The following is an 18,840-nucleotide window of genomic DNA, read 5'->3' on the forward strand; positions in this document are numbered from 1 at the left end:
CTTCCGCGTCCAGTTGAAGTGTCGCCTGCCATTATCCCCCAGCGAGGCCTTGTGAAACACCCTCTTGTCCGTCTGGATGAACGGCATCGTTTCGACGAGATCATCGATGTCCGTACCCCGCTCGAGTTCGAACACGACCACATTCCGGGCGCGATCAACGCCCCGGTCCTGAGCAATGAAGAGCGCGTCGTCATCGGCACCCTGTACAAACAGGTCTCGGCCTTCGAGGCGACGCGGCTGGGCGCGGCCATGGTGGCGCGCAACATCGCCGCCCACCTGGACACCCTGTTCGCCGACCGTCCTCGCGCCTGGCGTCCGCTGATCTACTGCTGGCGCGGCGGCAAGCGCTCCGGCTCGATGACCGCCTGGTTCAACCTGATCGGATGGAAGGCGGGCCAGCTCGAGGGCGGGTACAAGGCCTACCGCCACTGGGTATTGGAACAGCTCGAAACCGGCCCGGCCAGGGTGCGCTATATCGTGATCGGAGGCGCGACGGGAAGCGGCAAGACCCGGCTGCTCAACGCCATGGCGCGGGCCGGCGCCCAGGTGCTGGATCTGGAAGGACTCGCCCGGCACCGCGGCTCATTGCTCGGCGCCCTGCCGGGCGAGCGCCAGCCGTCGCAAAAAGCGTTCGAGACCGGTCTGGTCGGGGAACTGGCGCGCTTCGATCCCGACCGGCCGGTGTTCGTCGAGGCGGAAAGCCGCATGATCGGCAACCTGCGCCTGCCCGAAACGCTGCTCGCGCGCCTGCACGAATCCCCTTGCCTGCAGCTGCGCGCCGACACCGGCAAGCGGATCGACTTCCTGTGCCGGGACTACGCCCACCTGTTCGACACGCCGGAGGCCTTCAAGGAAAAGCTCGGCTACCTTGCGCCGCTGCACGGCCGCAAGACCATCGAAACCTGGCAGGCGATGGTCGACGCCCGCAGCATGCCGGAACTGTTCCGCGAGTTGGTCGAGCGGCACTACGACCCGGCCTACCGCAAAAGCGGCAACCAGCATTTTTGCCGCATGGGCGACGCGCCCGAGGTCGGATTCGATCCGACCGACGCCGATCCTGACGCCGCGGCGCGAGCCATTCTTGCCCGATTCGCCTGATCAGCGCCAAAAAGGCAGACCGGCCGCCGAATACAGCAGACAAACGCCCATGACCGAGAGCAGCACGGCGCACAGCCTGGCGATCGCCTGCCGGAACCGTTCGCCGCCCCGGGCGACGATGCCGGCCACGCCAAGTGACAGAACGGCCCACCAGGCCAGCGAACCGGCCACAATGCCCGACACCATGGCGGCAATGCCGGCGGGCTCGACCGGAGCCTGCCCGGCAAAGGCGGCGAACACCGCCAGAAACGACAGAATGGTCATCGGGTTGGCCAGGGTCAGCAGCACGGCCGATCCCCAACCCGCCCAGAGGGGGCGGCCGGGGCCGTCGCACGGACGGGCTGTCGACGCCGGTGATCGCCGAGCGCCTGCGCCGTCCGGAAGATGCCGGCGTGATCGAGGGCTACCATGCGCGGGTGGCGGCGCGGCGCCTCGGATACCCGCTGATGGCGAGGATCGGCATCACGGTTCCCCAACCGAAAAAGAACGCATTCATCGCCTTTCTCGAAGGACTGCCCGAAGTGCTCGAATGCCACCATGTCACCGGCGGCGACTCCTACTCCTATCTGTTCCGTGTCGCGGCCCGGGATACCGAGCACCTGGAAACGCTGGTCGGCACACTCAGCCACCCGGGCGAAACCCGCACCTCGCTGATCCTGTCCACACCCATACCTCCACGCGCCCTCCACCCGGTACGCTGAGAACCCCAGCCCTTTGGCAGACCGGAAAAATCGTCTATATCGACTTTATGCAGTTACAACCCATCGCTTGAATGACACATCAGCGGATGAGGTTGTAATTGCCACCTTCCGGAACGGCGGCCTGGCACGGCCATGCCGTCCCGCCCCGAAAACGCGAACGGGAAAGCGGGATACGCAACCCGGGTTTTCTTTCGATTCGGAGTGATCCCGACATGAGCCAGCCCCTCCCGGCCGACGACCTCCCGGCAGTCCGCCCCTACCGCGCGGTCCCTCCCGGCCTGCCCACCCAGACCGGACCTGCCGGCATCCGCTACGACTTCAACGACGGCGCGCGTATTTTGCTGCCCCCCGGAGACTGGCATGTCGAACTGTCCGATGCCGACACGGGCAATCTGCTGTTCACCACCGACACCCGCGAAGGCTGGGTGCTCAGCGGCAAAAAATTCCTGGTCCGTTTCGTCTTGAGAGTCTGGGTGAAAGGCGAACCGTCGCCCTGCCTGGAACACGAGATGTCCCTGGAAAACCGCCCGGTCAGGGTGCATTTTCCGGTGGGAACGCTGGGCGACATCCTGGCCTGGTTTCCCTACCTCGAACGCTTCCGCCAGCGCTACCGCGGCTCTGTCACCTACACCATGGCCGAGGAAATCGCCACCTTGTTCAGCGACACCTACCCCGCTCTTGTCCATGTCCAGCCAGACGCTCCGGACGACACGCTGTACGCCAGCTACTGGCTGGGCCTGTTCTTCGATGATGAGGGGCATAGCCGCCAGCCCGTCGATTTCCGCATGGCGGGGCTTAACCGCACGGCGGGAAATATTCTCGGTGTCGACAACAGCGAAGCGAGGCCGAACCTGAAACTCGATGCGCCGCGCACCATCGCCGAACCGTATGTCTGCATCGCCGTGCAAGCTTCGACCCAATGCAAGAAGTGGAACAATCCGGCAGGATGGAACGATGTGGTCCGCCATCTCAAGGAAAAAGGCTACCGTGTGCTGTGCATCGACAAGGATGCCGTGCACGGACAGACACCGGCCTGGACGCATCTTCCGCGCGAGGCAGAGGATTTCACCGGCGAGCGTCCGCTCGCCGAAAGGGCCGCGCTGTTGCAACACGCCTCGGCGTTCGTCGGTGTCTCGAGCGGCCTGGCCTGGCTGGCCTGGGCATGCCGGATCCCGACCGTGCTGATCAGCGGCTTCACCTTGCCGCAGAACGAATTTCATACCCCGTACAGGGTATTCAATGTCCACACCTGCAACGGCTGCTGGAACGATGTTCGGGTGCGCTTTGACCATCACGACTTTTTCTGGTGTCCGCATCACAAAGGCACTCCGCGCCAGTACGAATGCTCGGCGCTGATCACGTCGCTTCAGGTCATCAAACAGCTCGACCTGGCCCTGGAAGAGTCGCGCTGGAGGCAGGATGCCGCGCATGCCCTGCCGGCGTCGCTCCGCCTTGCCTGCGAGACGCAACCATGAAAACATCCTCGCCCAACCGGATTTATCGCCTGATCTGGAGCGCCAGCCGCCGGATGTGGATCGCCGTATCCGAACTGGCGCCAGGAAGGAGCAAGACGGGGCGCGCCCCAGGCGCGTGGACAATCGCGGCGCTGGCGGCGGCGACGCTCGGTTCTCCCGCGCACGCCTTCACCGATCCGGTCGGCAGCGGCATGGTCACCCAAGGGGAGACCGTTACGTCGGGCACCCAGAATGTGACGTCGGGCGGCGTGACATCCACTACGACGGTGGGCTCCGCCGGCTCGCAGATCGTATCGTCCGGCGGGCTGGCGCTCAGCACCACGGTCAACAACGGCGGTCAATCGACCGTCTCCGGCGGTGGCGTCGCTTCCGCCACGACCCTCAACGGCAACGGCACGCAAACCGTGTCGTCCGGCGGTCTGGCGGTCAGCACCACGGTCAACAATACCGGCCAGTCGATCGTCTCCGGCGGTGGCGTCGCTTCCGCCACGACCCTCAACGGCAACGGCACGCAAACCGTGTCGTCCGGCGGTCTGGTTGTCAGTACCACAGTCAATAACAGTGGCAGCCTGAACATTTCCAGCGGCGGCCTGGCGAGCAATGCGACCATCAACAACCACGGCACGCTGACCGTCTTGTCGGGCGGCAGCGCGGCCAGCGCCACCCTCAACGCCGGCGGTGCAATGAAAATCTCCGCTGGCGGCGCAAGCAGCGACACCACCATACAGAGCGGCGGGGCACTGACCGTATCGTCCGGAGGACAGGCGGCGGGGGTCGTCCAGTCGGCCGGCGGCGCGCTGATCGCCGACACGGGCGCGACCGTGTCCGGCACCAACGCGTCCGGCAGTTTCTCGATCGCCGGCAATGTCGCCTCCAACGTCCTTCTGGAAAACAGCGGCGCTCTCACGGTGTCCTCCGGCGGCACGGCGACCTCCACCACCATCACCAGCGGCGGACAGTTGATCGTCTCCTCCGGCGGCACCGCCACCAGCGTCAACCAGAGCAGCGGCGGCGCGCTGATCACCAACACGAGCGCGACCGTGTCCGGCACCAACGCGTCCGGCAGTTTCTCGATCGCCGGTAATGTCGCCTCCAACGTCCTCCTGGAAAACAACGGCGCCCTCACCGTGTCCTCCGGTGGCACAGCGACCTCCACGACGGTCGCCATCAGCGGACAACTGCTCGTCTCGTCGGGCGGCGTCACGACATCCACGACCCTTTCCAGCGGCGGGCGATTGATCGTGTCTTCGGGCGGCACCGCCACCGACGTCAACCAGATCAGTGGCGGCGCGCTGATCGCCAACACGAGCGCGACCGTGTCCGGCACCAACGCGTCCGGCAGCTTCTCGATCGCCGGCAATGTCGCCTCCAACGTCCTCCTGGAAAACAGCGGCGCCCTCACCGTGTCCTCCGGTGGCACAGCGACCTCCACCACCATCGCCAACGGCGGACGGTTGATCGTGTCTTCGGGCGGCACCGCCACCAGCGTCAACCAGACCAGCGGCGGCGCGCTGGTCACCGACACCGGAGCGGTCGTCTCGGGTACCAACGCGCGCGGAGGTTTTTCGATAAGCGGTGGATCCACGACCAACATTCTTCTCGAAGGCGGCGGCACGCTCTCGGTGAAAACCGGCGGCGTGGCATCCGCTACCCTCGTCTCCGCGAACGGTACCCAGAACATCGACGGGGGGATCGCGTCCGGTACGGTTGTCAGCGGGAACTCCAGCTCCGAAGTGGTGAACAATGGCACGACCTACCAGACGTCGGTCCTGCAAGGCGCGCGGCAACACGTTTACGGCGGGACCACCATCAGCACCCTCGTGCAGGGCAGCGGTGTCCAGTACGTCTATGGCGGAGGAGTGACAAGCGGCTCCCTCCTGATCAGCGGCGGGTACCAGTCACTGCATGGCGGTACCTCCTACGATGCCGTGGCGGCCAGCGGAGGCAATCTGTTTACTCAGACTGGCACGTCGTTCAACGCGGTGGTCAGCAGCGGCGGCACACAATACCTTCAAGCGGGAACGGCCAACAACACGACGGTGCACAGCGGCGGTCTCATCACTATCGAGGGCCGCAGCATCGCCAACTCGCTCGTCATGTCGAGCGGTGGAGGACTGGTCACCTACACGATTGCGACGGTTTCCGGCACCAACGCGTTGGGCAATTTTGTCATCAGCAACAATGTGGCCAGCAACGTCCTTCTGGAGAACCGCGGGCAATTGGGGGTGCTGTCGGGCGGGCTGGCCCTCTCCACCACGGTGGGCAGCGGCGGCACATTGTCCGTGCTGGCCGACGGCGAGGACAGGTACGCCAGTGTCTTTTCCGGAGGGGTGCAGGTCGTTGCTGGGCAAAGCCTCAGCGCCAATATCGGTAGCGGCGGCACGCAAAACGTGCATGCAGGAGGAACAACCACATCAGCGACCATCGCGGCAGGCGGTGCGCAGAATATCTCCTCCGGCGGAGTGGCTCGCGCCGCGCAGGTCAGCGGCGGCACCCAGACCGTCCTCGCCGGCGGTCTTGACAGCGGAGGCACCATCCTCGCCGGCGGCGTCCAGACCGTCAGTTCCGGCGGCGTCGCCAGCGCCACCACGATGGCCGCGGGCGGCAGCCAGATCCTCTCGTCCGGCGGGGTGGCCAGCGCCGCGCAGGTCAGCGGCGGCACCCAGACCGTCCTCGCCGGCGGTCTTGACAGCGGAGGCACCATCCTCGCCGGCGGCGTCCAGACCGTCAGTTCCGGCGGCGTCGCCAGCGCCACCACGATGGCCGCGGGCGGCAGCCAGATCCTCTCGTCCGGCGGGGTGGCCAGCGCCGCGATCATCAGCGGCGGCGGCCAGACCGTCCTCGCCGGCGGTCTTGACAGCGGAGGTACCATCCTCGCCGGCGGCACCCAGACCGTCAGTTCCGGCGGCGTCGCCAGCGCCACCACGATGGCCGCGGGCGGCAGCCAGATCCTCTCGTCCGGCGGGGTGGCCAGCGCCGCGATCATCAGCGGCGGCGGCCAGACCGTCCTCGCCGGCGGTCTTGACAGCGGAGGCACCATCCTCGCCGGCGGCACCCAGACCGTCAGTTCCGGCGGCGTCGCCAGCGCCACCACGATGGCCGCGGGCGGCAGCCAGATCCTCTCGTCCGGCGGAGTGGCCAGCGCCGCGATCATCAGCGGCGGCGGCCAGACCGTCCTCGCCGGCGGTCTTGACAGCGGAGGTACCATCCTCGCCGGCGGCACCCAGACCGTCAGTTCCGGCGGCGTCGCCAGCGCCACCACGATGGCCGCGGGCGGCAGCCAGATCCTCTCGTCCGGCGGGGTGGCCAGCGCCGCGATCATCAGCGGCGGCGGCCAGACCGTCCTCGCCGGCGGTCTTGACAGCGGAGGCACCATCCTCGCCGGCGGCACCCAGACCGTCAGTTCCGGCGGCGTCGCCAGCGCCACCACGATGGCCGCGGGCGGCAGCCAGATCCTCTCGTCCGGCGGAGTGGCCAGCGCCGCGATCATCAGCGGCGGCGGCCAGACCGTCCTCGCCGGCGGTCTTGACAGCGGAGGCACCATCCTCGCCGGCGGCACCCAGACCGTCAGCTCCGGCGGGGTGGCTTCCGCTTCGGTGATCTCCTCCGGCGGGAGGCAAACCGTTCTCGCCGGGGGCATCGACCAGTCCGCATCCATCCTGTCGGGTGCGGCCCAATATGTATCGGGAGGCCAGAGCTTCAGCGCCACCATCGGCAATGGCGCGACCCAGACGGTGCTGGCAGGAGGATCGGCCACGTCGGCCGCCCTGGCCGCGGGCGGCAGCCAAGTCCTCTCTTCCGGCGGGGTGGCTTCCGCCTCGGTGATTTCCTCCGGCGGAATGCAAGCCGTTCTCGCCGGAGGCGTGGATAGCGGCACCAGCATCCTGTCCGGAGGGATGCAAACCGTCGCGGGGGGATCCACGATCGCGGCGGAGATTTTCAGCGGAGGGAATCAGCAGATTCAGGATGGAGGTGTCGCCACCTCGGCCCGGATACACGCGAGCGGCACACAGTCGATCCTGGCCGGCGGCCACGCCATGTCGTCATTGATCGACAGCGGCGGCGGGCAAATCGTTTCGTCCGGCGGCGCGGCGCGCGCGACCCACATTCTGTCGGGCGGTGAACAAACCGTGCTGGCAGGAGCGACCGTGCAAGCTTCGCTGGTCGATAGCGGTGGGCGGCAAAACCTTCAGGGAGGCCGGGTGAGCGGTGCCACCATCGATTCGGGCGGCCTGCAGGTGCTGTCGTCGGGCAGCATCGCCAGCGCCACATCCGTCAGCGGCGGCGGGCAGGTCATTCTGTCCGGCGCGCAGGCGCTGGCCAGCGTGATCGCGGCCGGCGGCATCCAGACCGTATCGTCGGGCGCGCTCGCCAGCGCGTCGCTCCTGAGCGCCGGCGGGGTGACCTCCGTGCTGGCCGGTGGCGTCGCGCGCGACACGGAAGTCAACGACGGCGCTCGGCTGACCGTCGATCAGGACGGGCTGCTGCAAGGCGTCACCCGCATCAACGGCACAGCGACCCTCGACGGCACGATGCCGATCCGCAATCAGGGCGAGGTGCGCGTCACCCCTGACGCCGACCGCGTCTGGGGCACCGTGCTCGGAGACAGTGGCGGATTGACCTTGCAGGGCAGCCATACCCTGACGCTCGCCGCCGCGCAGACCTACAGTGGAATTACCTCGGTCGAAGGCGGCACGCTCAAGGCCGGCGTGGCCGACGCCATCGCCGCCAGTCAGCTGCTGCGCATCGGCGACGGGGCGCGCTTCGAGCTGGGCGGTTTCGACCAGCATGTGGCGCGGCTGCAGGGCGGCGGCACGCTGGCGCTGGGCGCCAATACCCTGACCCTGAACGGTGCCGGCGGCTCGGCCGTGTTCACCGGCACCGTGGAGGGCTCGGGCGAGTTGGTCAAGGACGGCGCCTATACCCAGGTGCTGGGCGGCGCGCTGACCTATACGGGTATCACGCGCATCAATGCCGGCACGCTGACCCTGGACGGCGGCGCGGGAGGCGGCCGTCTCAACGGCGATGTGATCGGCCGGCCGGGCAGCCGGCTGGTCCTGCAGAACGGCGCGACGCTGACCGGCGCCATCGATCCGCTGGATGTCAGCGTGCTGGCCGGCTCGACCTGGACGGTGACCGGCGACTCGACGATCGACACCCTGGAGTTGGCCGGCAACGTGACCTACCAAGTGCCCCGGACGGTGTCGATCAAGACCCTGCGCGTCACGAACCTGGTCGGCGAAAATGGCGTGTTGACGGTCAACGCCCAGTTGGGCGGCAGCAGCTCCAGCATCGGTCACCTCATCATCGACGGCGGACGGGCGACGGGGAGCACGCGGCTGGCGGTGCGCAATCTCGGCGGCCTGGGCGGCTTGACGCAGGGCGACGGCATCCGGGTCATTCAGTCCGTCAACGGCGCCAGCACCGCCCAGTGGCAACTCTCCCTGCTCCAGCCGGTGCTGGCCGGCGCCTACGACTACCGGCTAAAGCGCGGTGCCGCGCAGCCGGACGACTGGTATCTGTCGTCCGATAGCGGGGGCAAACCGAGCTACCGCTCCGAGGTTTCGCTGGACATGACGGTGCCGGCGGTGGCGCTCAGGTACGGCGCGATGGTGGCCGGTTCCTGGCGGGAACGGCGCGGTGACGCGGACGAACCGTACTGGGGCCGGGCGATGGCCCAGACGGTGCGTCACGACGGCGCGCGGGACGGTATCGCCGGCGGCGCGGCGAAGTTCCGCGCCGATCTGTACGGAGCCCAGGCCGGCGCCGATCTGTACCGGCGCAGCGGGGCGGGCGACGCCGGCGACCGGGCCGGCGTCTACGCCGCCATCGGCCGGAGCACCGCCCATGTCACCCACTCCGATGGCGGGCCGGCCGGCAAGGCGACACTGGATGGCTATGCGCTGGGCGGCTACTGGACCCGGCGCGGTGCGGCGGGCTGGTATCTGGACGGAGTGCTGCAGGCGAACTGGTCGGAGGTGACCACCCGTTCGTCCAACAACCTGACCCTGCGTACCCACGGGCTGAGCTGGCTCGGCTCGCTGGAGGCCGGGTACGGGTTCCGTACCGGCGCGGTGACGATCGAACCGCAGGTGCAGTTGGCCTACCAGCGGCTCAGGCTCGCGGATGCCGGCGACGAGGCGGCGGCCATTCAGTTCGGCCGCATCGAAAGCATCCCTCTGCGCGTCGGCGTGCGGATCGCCCGGCCACTGCAGCGCTCCTCGGCGGGCCCCTTGACCGTCTGGTTCCAACCAAGCGTGATGCACGAGTTCAAGGCGACGCAGCAAACCGGCTTTGTCGCGCAAAACGGCTCGCGCACGGCCCTTGGCTCCGACCTGGCGGGCTCGAGCCTGATCATGGCGGCGGGGGTGGGGGGGTGGGCGAGCAAAACGCTCAGGCTCGATGTGAAGGCCGACTACAAGACCTCGCTGTCGGGCAAGGCGTTCCACGGCTTTGGGTTGACGTTCGCCGTCAATGCCCGGTTCTGAACCGGGTCCACCGGGAAGGTGCCGCCTCCGCCGGAGACCGGCACCTTCCTGTACAATGAGCCGACTATCCGTTTTGACCGTCTGCCCAGCGTCATGACCGCCGACCTGAAATACCTGCTGCATTATCCCCCCGCCGTGCTCGACAAGGTTCGCGCGCTGATCGACGAGGACCGGCTCGAGGCATGGCTCGCCGCCCGTTATGCCGACCGGCATGCGATCCAGACCGATGCCGCCTTGTACGATTATGTCAACCAGATCAGGCAGCGCCATCTGAAAAACGCGCCGCCCCTGTCCAGAGTGGCCTACGACAGCCGGCAGCACCCGGTTCACGGCACACTGGGAACCAACACCCGGGTCGCCAGAGTTCAGGGCAGCCGACTCAAGACCAAACACGAGATCCGCGTGGCCACCCTCTTTCGCGACACCGCGCCGGCCTTCTTGCGGATGATCGCCGTGCATGAGCTTGCCCACCTCAAGGAACGCGAACACACCAAGGCGTTCTACCAGCTTTGCCAATACATGGAGCCGGACTATCACCAGTTGGAGTTCGACTTGCGCCTTTACCTGACCTGGCAGGATATCCGCTCGTCGCCGGATTGACCGCCGTTCGGCTTTCGCCAGGCCGCACAATGACATAAAAATAAACAGGCACGCCGTCATCAATCACCCGGGAAGCCCGCGCTTCCTTGAGACAAGGAACGGACCATGACTGTTTTCAAAGGGATCTACACGGTAATTTACCAGGCGGATGACCTCGCCCTGGCTCGCAACTGGTTCTGCCGCGCCTTTTCCATGACGCCATACTTCGATGAACCGTTCTATGTCGGATTCAACGTGGGTGGATTCGAACTGGGACTGCAGCCCGATGCGGCCAAACCCGGCGCGGGGAGCAATCAGGTCGCCTACTGGGGTGTCGACGATATCGAAGCGGCGATTATTCACCTGACGGAGCTGGGCGCCGAACTGATGTCTCCCGTCACGGATGTCGGGGAAGGCATTCTCGTCGCCACGGTGCGCAACCCCTTCGGTCACGTCATCGGAGTCATCCGCAATCCGAATTTCACGCGTTAACCCGGCGCCGATACACACCGTTACTCCGCCGTACATGGCGCGAACACGCCCTTACACGCGGCTCACAGACGGCGGCATCCGGTCGGCCTAGGATGGCATCAAGGACACACCGAAAGGCGGTCCCGCCCTCCACCCCACCGACCGGGAGAAACACCATGAAAACTGTCGCCGCACTGATTGTCGCCGCCGCGCTGGGCCTTGCTTCCACAGCGGGCTTCGCCGCCACCGCCACCGCTTCCGCCCCCGTGGCCAAAGCCGTTGCGGCATCCGCGCCTCACGCGCGGCACGGCAAAGCGCTCCACCGTACCCGCGCGCACAAGGCCGCTTCCACCGCCGTTGTGCAAAAGGCCCAGGCAAAACGCCACCATCATCACCGCCATCACGGACAGCGCCACCACGCGGCGCCGGCCGTCAAGACGGCCGGATAATCAACCGGAACCACCCCGGCGCCGCCCCTTGGCGGACCGGGGTTTTCTACCGCTCTCCCCCTGTCAAAAAGACCAGCTCCCCGGCAAATCGCCTTGCAAAATCCCGCGCGTCATCAATCCTGATACCAATGCAATACCACTTGCAGACCACCCGATGACCACTGAGCACGGATCGCCCGGCGCCCGACGCCGGTTCGCCATCCGCATCGAACAAAGAGAGCGAGGAAAAACGACATGTCCCGATTCTTTCTTCTCCCGGCGCTGGGTGCCGCCGCCCTGGTCCTGGCAAGCCCGGACGCCTGGTCCGCCGCCTCATGCACCGACTGGACCGCGGGTCAGATCTACAACTCCGGCGATTACGCCCGTTACAACGGCAAGACCTGGCGCTCGCGCTGGTGGAACCAGAACGCGCAACCCGGTTCGGACGCCTGGGGTCCCTGGGAGGAGCGTCCGGCCAGCGAATGCACGGGCGGTGGCGATCCTGGCGGCGGCAAAGTACCGCCGGAGCCCAAACCGACTGTCGGACGACACGTTGGATCCTATTTCACCCAATGGGGCATTTATGATCGCAAATACACCCTGAGAAAACTCGTCGACGCGGGCAGCGACGCCAAGCTGACTTTCCTGAATTACGCTTTCGGAAATGTATACGCCGATGGAAAATGTGGGATGGTCACCCGCGCCGAAAACGGCAACGGCGATGGCGGCGATGCCTGGGCCGATTACCAGCGCAGCTTCCCTGCCGCAGAATCCGTCGACGGCGCCGCCGATCAATGGAGCGATACGCTGCGCGGCAATTTCGGCCAGTTGCGCAAACTCAAATTCAAGAATCCGCAGTTGAAAGTCCTGATCTCGCTGGGTGGCTGGACCTGGTCGAAAAATTTCGGCAAATTCGCCGCCAGCGAGGCGTCGCGCCAGACACTGGTAGCGTCCTGCATCGACCTCTATATCAAGGGCAACCTGCCCAAAGGCGAGGATGCCGGCGGGCCGGGAGCCGCGCTTGGCGTATTCGACGGCTTTGACATCGACTGGGAATACCCGGGTGGCGGCGGACTGCCGACCAACACGGTGGACCCCAACGACCGCCAGAACTTCACGCTCCTGCTCGCCGAGTTCCGTCGCCAGCTTGACGCGCTCTCCGCGCAGAACAAGCGGCGCTACTACCTGACGGTCGCCATCGGCTCCGGGGTCGACAAGATCCGCAATACGGAACCCGCCAAGTATTCGTCCTACCTTGACTGGGTCAACGTGATGACCTACGACTTTCACGGTGGCTGGGACGCGCAGGGCCCGACCAATTTCCATGCCAACCTCTACCGCGACCCGGCCGCGCCCGTCACGGGCGACCAGGTGTACTACAACGTCGATGACTCCGTGAAAACCCTGCTGGCCGGCGGCATTCCCGCCGCCAAGATCAACATCGGAATCCCCTTCTACGGACGCGGCTGGACCGGCGTCGCCCCGGGCAAGGACGGCAACGGACTCTACCAGCGCGCCACCGGCGCGGCGCCCGGCACCTACGAGGCCGGATACAACGACTACAAGGTTCTGGTCACCCGCAACGCGACCCGTTACGTCCATCCGGTCACGCGGCAATTGTGGACCTACGACGGCAAGGAGTTCTGGAGCTATGACGATCCGGCCACGATACGCGTGAAACTCGATTACGTGCGCAGCAAACAGCTGGGCGGCGTATTCAGTTGGTCGCTCGACGGTGACGATGCGCGGGGCACGCTGCTGTCCGTCACCAGCGAAGTAAGAAACGACGCGGCGGCGAAACAGCGCAAACGCTAAGAAACGCCAAGACGCCAACCGGGCCGGGGTACCTTCCCCCGCCCGGTTTTTTTGCGACACGGCCCGCGCCCCCGGAAAAAAATCACCGGCGGCCGGCAACGGCTGTTGACAGGAAAATTCTCCATCGGTATAGTTCGCATCTCTGTCGGGCAACAGCCCTTCGGAACCAGTGGGGGTATAGCTCAGCTGGGAGAGCGCTTGCATGGCATGCAAGAGGTCAGCGGTTCGATCCCGCTTATCTCCACCACAGGTCCCCATCGTCTAGAGGCCTAGGACGTCGCCCTTTCACGGCGATAACCGGGGTTCGAATCCCCGTGGGGACGCCAGGATTCGATAAAAAACGCCGCATGCCTTCGCATCGCGGCGTTTTTTGCTTCACGGCGCCTTAATCAAGGTTTTTCAGGGCCTCGCGAACCGACAGGGGCGACAACCGCCCCACATTGCGGCCGACGAACTCGCGCACCGCCGCGGGGTCGTGCCAAGCATAATCGCGCAACGACCAGCCCACCGCCTTGCCGATGAACACATCGGTCTCCGTCCCGAGCCGCAGCGCTCCGCGAAACAGCCGCTCGACGCTGGTCGCCTCGTTCCAGCCCAATTGATGCAGCAGCGCCACGCGCCTCACCCATTTGTCAGGGTGCGCGAGGCACACGTCGAACACCCGATCCACCAGTTCCGGATCGCTGCCGCGCAGTATATCGCCGACCACGCCCGCCAGACCGTCCACCGAGTCCCACCAGGCATTGCGCTGTACCAGATCGAGGATGTCGGCCAAGTGGCCGGCATGCAGTTGCCTGGTGTGTTTCGCCAGCAGATCCACCGCCACATAGCAGCATTCGCGCTCGGGCTCTTCCCAAAGCCGCGCGGCGCAGGCAAGAAGCGCGGCCCCGTTCTGACCGGCAAGGCGCTTGAGCAACGGGGCCACGGCCTTGCGCCGCCGCGGCGTCGGAATACCGAAAAAGGGATAGCGGTTTTTCATGTAGGCGCGCATCGGCGCCGCGCGCGCATCGTCGGCCAGAGCCGACAGCTCGGCACGCACCGCCTCGCAGAACACCCGTGGATCGACAGTTTGCGCTTTCCCCATTTTCTTCGCCATACACCCTCCCGGCCCGGGCGACAAGGAAAACCGATACGGCTCCCTCTTCACGAGCCGAAGTGTCGGATGACAAGCGTATACCTGTCAAATCCGCGAGAACTCAACGTGGTGCGCGGCGACATTTTTGGGACAATGATTCCAATCGCCATCCGGTCAGCGCCACGCCAAGCAGACGTCCACGGCCAAGATACGCGACAAGCCTGTCGAACAGAGCATACTTGTCCGGGGAATAGGGGTACCAGTTGACCTCGATCTTGCGGCTCTGGCGATCGATCAGCAACGCCTTGCTGCGGGTATAGGCCAGCAACCCTTCGGCACCCCGCACCCGGCCTGTGCCGCTTTGCTTGACTCCACCGAACGGCAATGCCGGATTTCCTTCGGTGAGCATCACATTGTTGATGCTCACCGCGCCGCACACGAGTTTCTCGGCGACGCGTCGGGCCCGGAGCGGGTCTTTCGACCAGACGCTCGCCGACAACCCGAACGGCGAACGGTTGCAGCGCATCACAATCTCGTCCTCGCTCGCGAACGCCAGCACAGGCAACACCGGCCCGAAAGTTTCCTCTTGCATCACCAGCATGGAATCATCCACGCCGGCCAGTACCGTCGGCGCGTAAAGCCGCCGCGCGCGGTCGATCACAGCGCCTCCGGCAAGCACCGTCGCCCCCCGCGCCACCGCGTCGGCCACGTGCCGCTCGACAGTCGCCAGCTGCGCGTCGGTGGTCAGGGCGCCCACATCGGCGAATTCGCCGCACGCCACCGTCAGCGCCCTGACGGACGCCACCAGCCGCTCGACAAACCGCTCATGAAGCGACTGATGCACGTACAGGCATTCCACCGAACTGCACGACTGGCCGGTATTGGTCATGCTTCCCCATACCGCGCCGGCGACGGTGCGCTCCAGATCCACATCGTCGAACACGATCATCGGATCCTTGCCGCCAAGCTCGACACTGGCGGGGATCAGCAGCGACGCGGCCTGCTCCAGCACCTTCCTGCCTGTGGCGACGCTGCCGGTGAAAGCGATCTTGTCGGGCCGCGCATCGATCAACTGCCGGGCGGTTTCACCGGAGCCCTCGATGATCACCACGGACCGCTCAAGAAGCGGATGCGCGCGCAACATGGCCGTGAGCACCGCGGACATCGGCGTGAATTCGGACGGCTTGTAAATCACCGCGTTGCCCGCGGCGAACGCGAACAGGATCTGGGTCAACGCGGTATGCACGGGATAATTCCAGGGCGCGATCACCAGCACCACGCCCAGGGGCTCGTGGCGCAGGCGCGAAGCCTTGCCAAGCAGCATCAGCGGCGTCGGCACCTTGCTTTCGGCGAGGATGGCGGGCGCCCGCTTCTCCAGAAAAAACAGGCAATCGATGACGCCCAGCACCTCCGACACCAGGGCATCGGTCGGCGCCTTGCCGTTTTCCCGGACGATCTCGTCGACAATCCACTGGCGGCGATCGACCAGCCAGCGGCGCACCGCCGCGACGGCGGCAAGCCTCGCCTTCACCGGCGTGCCCGCCAGCCAAGGCGCCGCGGCGCGCGCGCGGTCCATGGCCATTTGACACACCTCCTCGGTCGTACCGGTCAGCCGGCATTCGGCGACATGTTCCATCATCCATTCCTCCCGAAGGCCCGCCGCGGGTTCGACGCGCGCGTCATAGCCGATGGCGGACCAGACACCGGCGGCGCCGCGGGCCGGCTGAGCGGGCCCCGAGTAATACAGGCTGTACACCAGCCCGCGCAGTCCGGTATCGAGGCGGCGCAGGGGTGTTCCCAGCACATCCGGGAACGCCTCCGCCCGTCCGGCAAGCCCAAAGAGCGCGCGGATCAGCCACGCCGGCGCGAAACGCAGAATGCGCAGCAAGCCACGCAGGCTCGCGACATCCTCGGCGCTCGCCACGGCCAGCGCCTCGTCGACCAGCACCGCGCAGCCGGTGTCGGCGAACGCCGGCAATCCCTCCTCCCCCGGCAGCAGGGCGCCGCCGACCCGGATCAACCCGTTCATCTCGGTTCTGCTCAGAAATCGCGAATCGTTCATGCCGCCGCCTCCCGGACCGGTTCGAGGGCCGCCTGTCCCAGCTCCATGGCGGCGGCCCGCCCGGACAATGCCATGATGGACAGCGACGGGTTGATGCCCGGCGCCGCCGGAAAACACGCCGAATCCGCGATCAGCAGATTGGGGTGGTCGTGCACCCGGTGATCCGGCGCCGTCACCGAACGGGCGCCGTCGACGCCCAGCGCGCAACCGCCCATCAGGTGCAGGCCGATCCGCAGCGGCGCCTGGTGCAGCTTTTTCGCGCCCACCGCGCCGAACAGTTCCCGCACCACGGCGAGCCCCGCATCGCGCCGCGCGCGGTCGGTGTCGCCAAGGGTTTTCTCCACCTCAAGCCGGCCGCCGGCAAGCCGCACACGGCCCGGCGTTTCGTCGCGGATCGCCACCTCGATGCTCGCCATGCGGCGGTAGTCGCGCATCCAGCGCGCCGCCTCCTTGCCGATGCCCGGCGCCAGCAGACTGATCGCGACCGGACCGGCGAAAATGTTCTCCAGTTTGAACCCCGCCTGACGAAAACGCGGCTCGTCCGACTTGAGCGACTGCAAAGCGCCTTTGTGGGCATCCACGATTTCATCGAACAGGGCCAGCGTCATCCATTGCGGGTGACAGAAAAACCCCTCCCCCAGCGCCGGCAGGCGGGATTTCAGCCCGGAACGCAACAAAATGCCGGTCGTGCCGAGCGCTCCCGCGGCAAGCACGACTTTTCTGGCTCGCCAGACTTCCGGCCGTCCGGCCAGGTAGCCGGTCACCGTCACGCCATGGCGGTCGTGCGACAGCGCCTCGACCTGACATCCGCAACGGATCGTCAGCCCTTGGCGGCAAGCCTGCGGCAAAAACGTCATCAGCGTGCTTTGCTTCGATCCGCGCCGGCACCCGCCAAGGCACACCACGCAGTCGTTCCCGCCGCAATCGCTCTGCCCCCGCCGCAGCGGCGCGCAGCCATAACCGCACCGCTCGAAGGCTTCCGCATACAGCGCGGCATTGCGGTTCCAGCCTTCGCGGCCCAGCGTTTCCAGCGCGAGACGGTTTTCCGTGCGCCGATACCAGGGCTCGAACGCCTCGAGGCTCAAACCGGCGATGCCGCTGGCCTGACGCCACAGGGAAAACGCCAATTCGTCAAACCGGTCGAGCAGGCATTGATTGACGATGCTGCCGCCCCCCAGCGCCTTGCCGCGCAGCAACACCGTGCGGGCATCGCGGCTCAGCTCCATGCCGCCCCCCCAGAACAGCCGACTGTTGGCCGCCAGTTCGTTATCGGGAAACGCCGGCGACGGCCGCGCCTCGCCCGCCTCCAGCATCAGGCAATCCGCGCCGGCCCGTGTCAGGGCGTCGGCCATCACCGCGCCGGACGGCCCGGAGCCGACAATGATGTAATCGTGAACCATTCCGCGACTCCTTTCGCCGGATCCGCCCGGCGCCGTTATTACATGAACTGCATCCCCTCTCCACGATAGGTCGGCACGCGGCCGACCACCTTGCCGGCCTGAATCAGCACCAGCTCATTGAACCGCTCGCACAACTCGCCCGCCTTGGCGTGCCGGAAAAACACCTTGTCACCCGGCTCCAGCCCCCCGACATCGCCGCTCAACGGCGTCTGCACCTCGCCCGCGCCCTCCAGCGGCAACAGCGCCAGCCCTTCCGGCAGCCAGGGTCGCGGCAACCGATCGGGGGCGGACGGCCCGGAGGCCACATACCCGCCCCCGCCGCAGGTGACAAAACCCGGCCCCGGAATGCGCGCCACCTCCAGCACGAAACCGGCGGCCGGCCGCCAGACCGCCTCCCGGTACGCATCGAAAAGATGCGGTGCGAACAGTCCCGAGCCCGCTCCGATTTCGGTCACGCACGGGTCGGCCGCCGTCGAAGCGAGACTGCCCGAACCGCCGCCGTTGACCAGCGTGACCGGCGCGCCGGCCTCCCGCAGCGCGGCCACCACCCGCGCGCGCCGCTCCCGCGCCAGGCTTCGCGACAGACGTTTGCAAAATCTCACCAGGGCATTGCGCGCGGGACGGCCCGGCTGCGCATCGCCGACACCGGCCACCTGCGCCTCGTACCCCATGACCCCTTCCAGGCGCACATGCCGCAAACGGGCGATCTCCCGGTACAGGGCCAGCGCCCGCGTTTCGTCCGACAGCGGCGAGCGGCGCACGCCGGCATGCAGTCCCGGCAACGATAAAGACATATCGATGTCCATGCACAACGGCAAAATCACGCCGGCGTCGCGGGCGATCCGGTCGGCGAGCTTCGCCTGAGCAAGATGGTCGACCATCAGCCGGATCGTCGCCCCCCGCGCCACCGCCTCGGCCACCCGCCGCAGGCTGTCCTGCCGCAGACTCGGATAGGCCACCAGAAAATCGTCAAGCCCCTTTCCGAACAGGAACACCGCCTCATCCGGATGAAAACACAGCACACCCTTCATGCCGTGTTGCGCGCAAAGCACACGCTCCAGCAATGCCCGGCAGCGCACCGACTTGCCGGCCACCCGGATCGGTTTGCCCGACGTCCGCTCGGCCATGGCGCGGGCATTGGCGTCGAAGACATCCAGATCGACGAATGCCAGAGGCAACGGACTCGCACCCAATGCTTCCGCATATGTTTCGTACAATGACCTGCTTGTCATATCAGCGGCGATTCCG

Annotated in this window: 13 protein-coding genes and 2 tRNA genes; 10 read left to right on the forward strand and 5 right to left on the reverse strand. The window is 66.5% G+C overall.

The window, feature by feature from the left end; genetic code table 11:
* The first annotated feature begins 51 nt into the window (after positions 1 to 51).
* On the forward strand, positions 52 to 1,098 hold the full coding sequence (gene mnmH / locus JNO50_RS12915) for a tRNA 2-selenouridine(34) synthase MnmH (RefSeq protein ID WP_189536629.1): 1,047 nt from the start codon (positions 52 to 54) through the stop codon (positions 1,096 to 1,098).
* On the opposite strand, the gene JNO50_RS12920 is transcribed toward mnmH, so the two are convergent.
* The gene (locus tag JNO50_RS12920; RefSeq protein WP_189536627.1) at positions 1,099 to 1,386 is read right to left on the reverse strand and encodes a LysE family transporter; all 288 of its coding nucleotides are present in this window, start codon (positions 1,384 to 1,386) and stop codon (positions 1,099 to 1,101) included. It lies immediately after the preceding gene.
* A gap of 65 nt (positions 1,387 to 1,451) precedes the next feature.
* Here JNO50_RS12920 and JNO50_RS12925 point away from each other — a divergent pair, with 65 nt between their 5' ends.
* The 9 genes from JNO50_RS12925 to JNO50_RS12965 all read left to right on the forward strand — a co-directional run bounded on the left by JNO50_RS12925 (position 1,452) and on the right by JNO50_RS12965 (position 13,381).
* Entirely contained in the window at positions 1,452 to 1,799 is a 348-nt protein-coding gene (locus JNO50_RS12925; RefSeq protein WP_229804924.1) for an Lrp/AsnC family transcriptional regulator, read from the forward strand.
* A gap of 212 nt (positions 1,800 to 2,011) precedes the next feature.
* Positions 2,012 to 3,274, forward strand: coding sequence for an autotransporter strand-loop-strand O-heptosyltransferase (locus tag JNO50_RS12930; RefSeq protein ID WP_189536625.1), 1,263 nt, complete (start codon positions 2,012 to 2,014; stop codon positions 3,272 to 3,274).
* Positions 3,271 to 9,762 (forward strand): AIDA repeat-containing protein, encoded by a 6,492-nt coding sequence (locus JNO50_RS12935; protein WP_215796375.1) that lies wholly within the window; start codon positions 3,271 to 3,273, stop codon positions 9,760 to 9,762. The genes JNO50_RS12930 and JNO50_RS12935 overlap by 4 nt, the downstream gene beginning before the upstream one ends.
* Before the next feature lie 18 nt (positions 9,763 to 9,780).
* Positions 9,781 to 10,362 (forward strand): YgjP-like metallopeptidase domain-containing protein, encoded by a 582-nt coding sequence (locus JNO50_RS12940; protein WP_229804822.1) that lies wholly within the window; start codon positions 9,781 to 9,783, stop codon positions 10,360 to 10,362.
* 105 nt (positions 10,363 to 10,467) lie between these two features.
* The gene (locus tag JNO50_RS12945; protein WP_189535641.1) at positions 10,468 to 10,833 is read left to right on the forward strand and encodes a VOC family protein; all 366 of its coding nucleotides are present in this window, start codon (positions 10,468 to 10,470) and stop codon (positions 10,831 to 10,833) included.
* 155 nt (positions 10,834 to 10,988) lie between these two features.
* Positions 10,989 to 11,261 (forward strand): acid-shock protein, encoded by a 273-nt coding sequence (locus JNO50_RS12950; RefSeq protein ID WP_189535643.1) that lies wholly within the window; start codon positions 10,989 to 10,991, stop codon positions 11,259 to 11,261.
* Between the two features lie 234 nt (positions 11,262 to 11,495).
* Positions 11,496 to 13,055, forward strand: a complete 1,560-nt coding sequence (locus tag JNO50_RS12955; protein WP_189535645.1) for a glycosyl hydrolase family 18 protein — start codon at positions 11,496 to 11,498, stop codon at positions 13,053 to 13,055.
* Between the two features lie 171 nt (positions 13,056 to 13,226).
* A tRNA-Ala gene (locus tag JNO50_RS12960) sits at positions 13,227 to 13,302 on the forward strand.
* Positions 13,303 to 13,305: 3 nt separating this feature from the next.
* Positions 13,306 to 13,381: transfer RNA gene (locus tag JNO50_RS12965), tRNA-Glu, on the forward strand.
* A 59-nt stretch (positions 13,382 to 13,440) separates the two neighbouring features.
* Here JNO50_RS12965 and JNO50_RS12970 read toward each other — a convergent pair.
* The 4 genes from JNO50_RS12970 to JNO50_RS12985 form a co-directional block, all read right to left on the reverse strand.
* Positions 13,441 to 14,151, reverse strand: coding sequence for a DNA alkylation repair protein (locus tag JNO50_RS12970; RefSeq protein WP_215796376.1), 711 nt, complete (start codon positions 14,149 to 14,151; stop codon positions 13,441 to 13,443).
* Positions 14,152 to 14,251: 100 nt separating this feature from the next.
* Positions 14,252 to 16,192 (reverse strand): aldehyde dehydrogenase family protein, encoded by a 1,941-nt coding sequence (locus tag JNO50_RS12975; RefSeq protein WP_215796377.1) that lies wholly within the window; start codon positions 16,190 to 16,192, stop codon positions 14,252 to 14,254.
* Entirely contained in the window at positions 16,189 to 17,592 is a 1,404-nt protein-coding gene (locus JNO50_RS12980; RefSeq protein WP_189535646.1) for a GMC family oxidoreductase N-terminal domain-containing protein, read from the reverse strand. Before JNO50_RS12980 ends, JNO50_RS12975 begins: the two co-directional genes overlap by 4 nt.
* Before the next feature lie 38 nt (positions 17,593 to 17,630).
* Positions 17,631 to 18,824 carry an amino acid deaminase/aldolase gene (locus JNO50_RS12985; RefSeq protein WP_215796378.1) on the reverse strand — a complete coding sequence of 398 codons (1,194 nt, stop codon included), beginning with the start codon at positions 18,822 to 18,824 and terminating at the stop codon, positions 17,631 to 17,633.
* Between the last annotated feature and the right edge of the window lie 16 nt (positions 18,825 to 18,840).

Source organism: Paludibacterium paludis (genome assembly GCF_018802605.1).
Classification (GTDB): Bacteria; Pseudomonadota; Gammaproteobacteria; order Burkholderiales; family Chromobacteriaceae; genus Paludibacterium; species Paludibacterium paludis.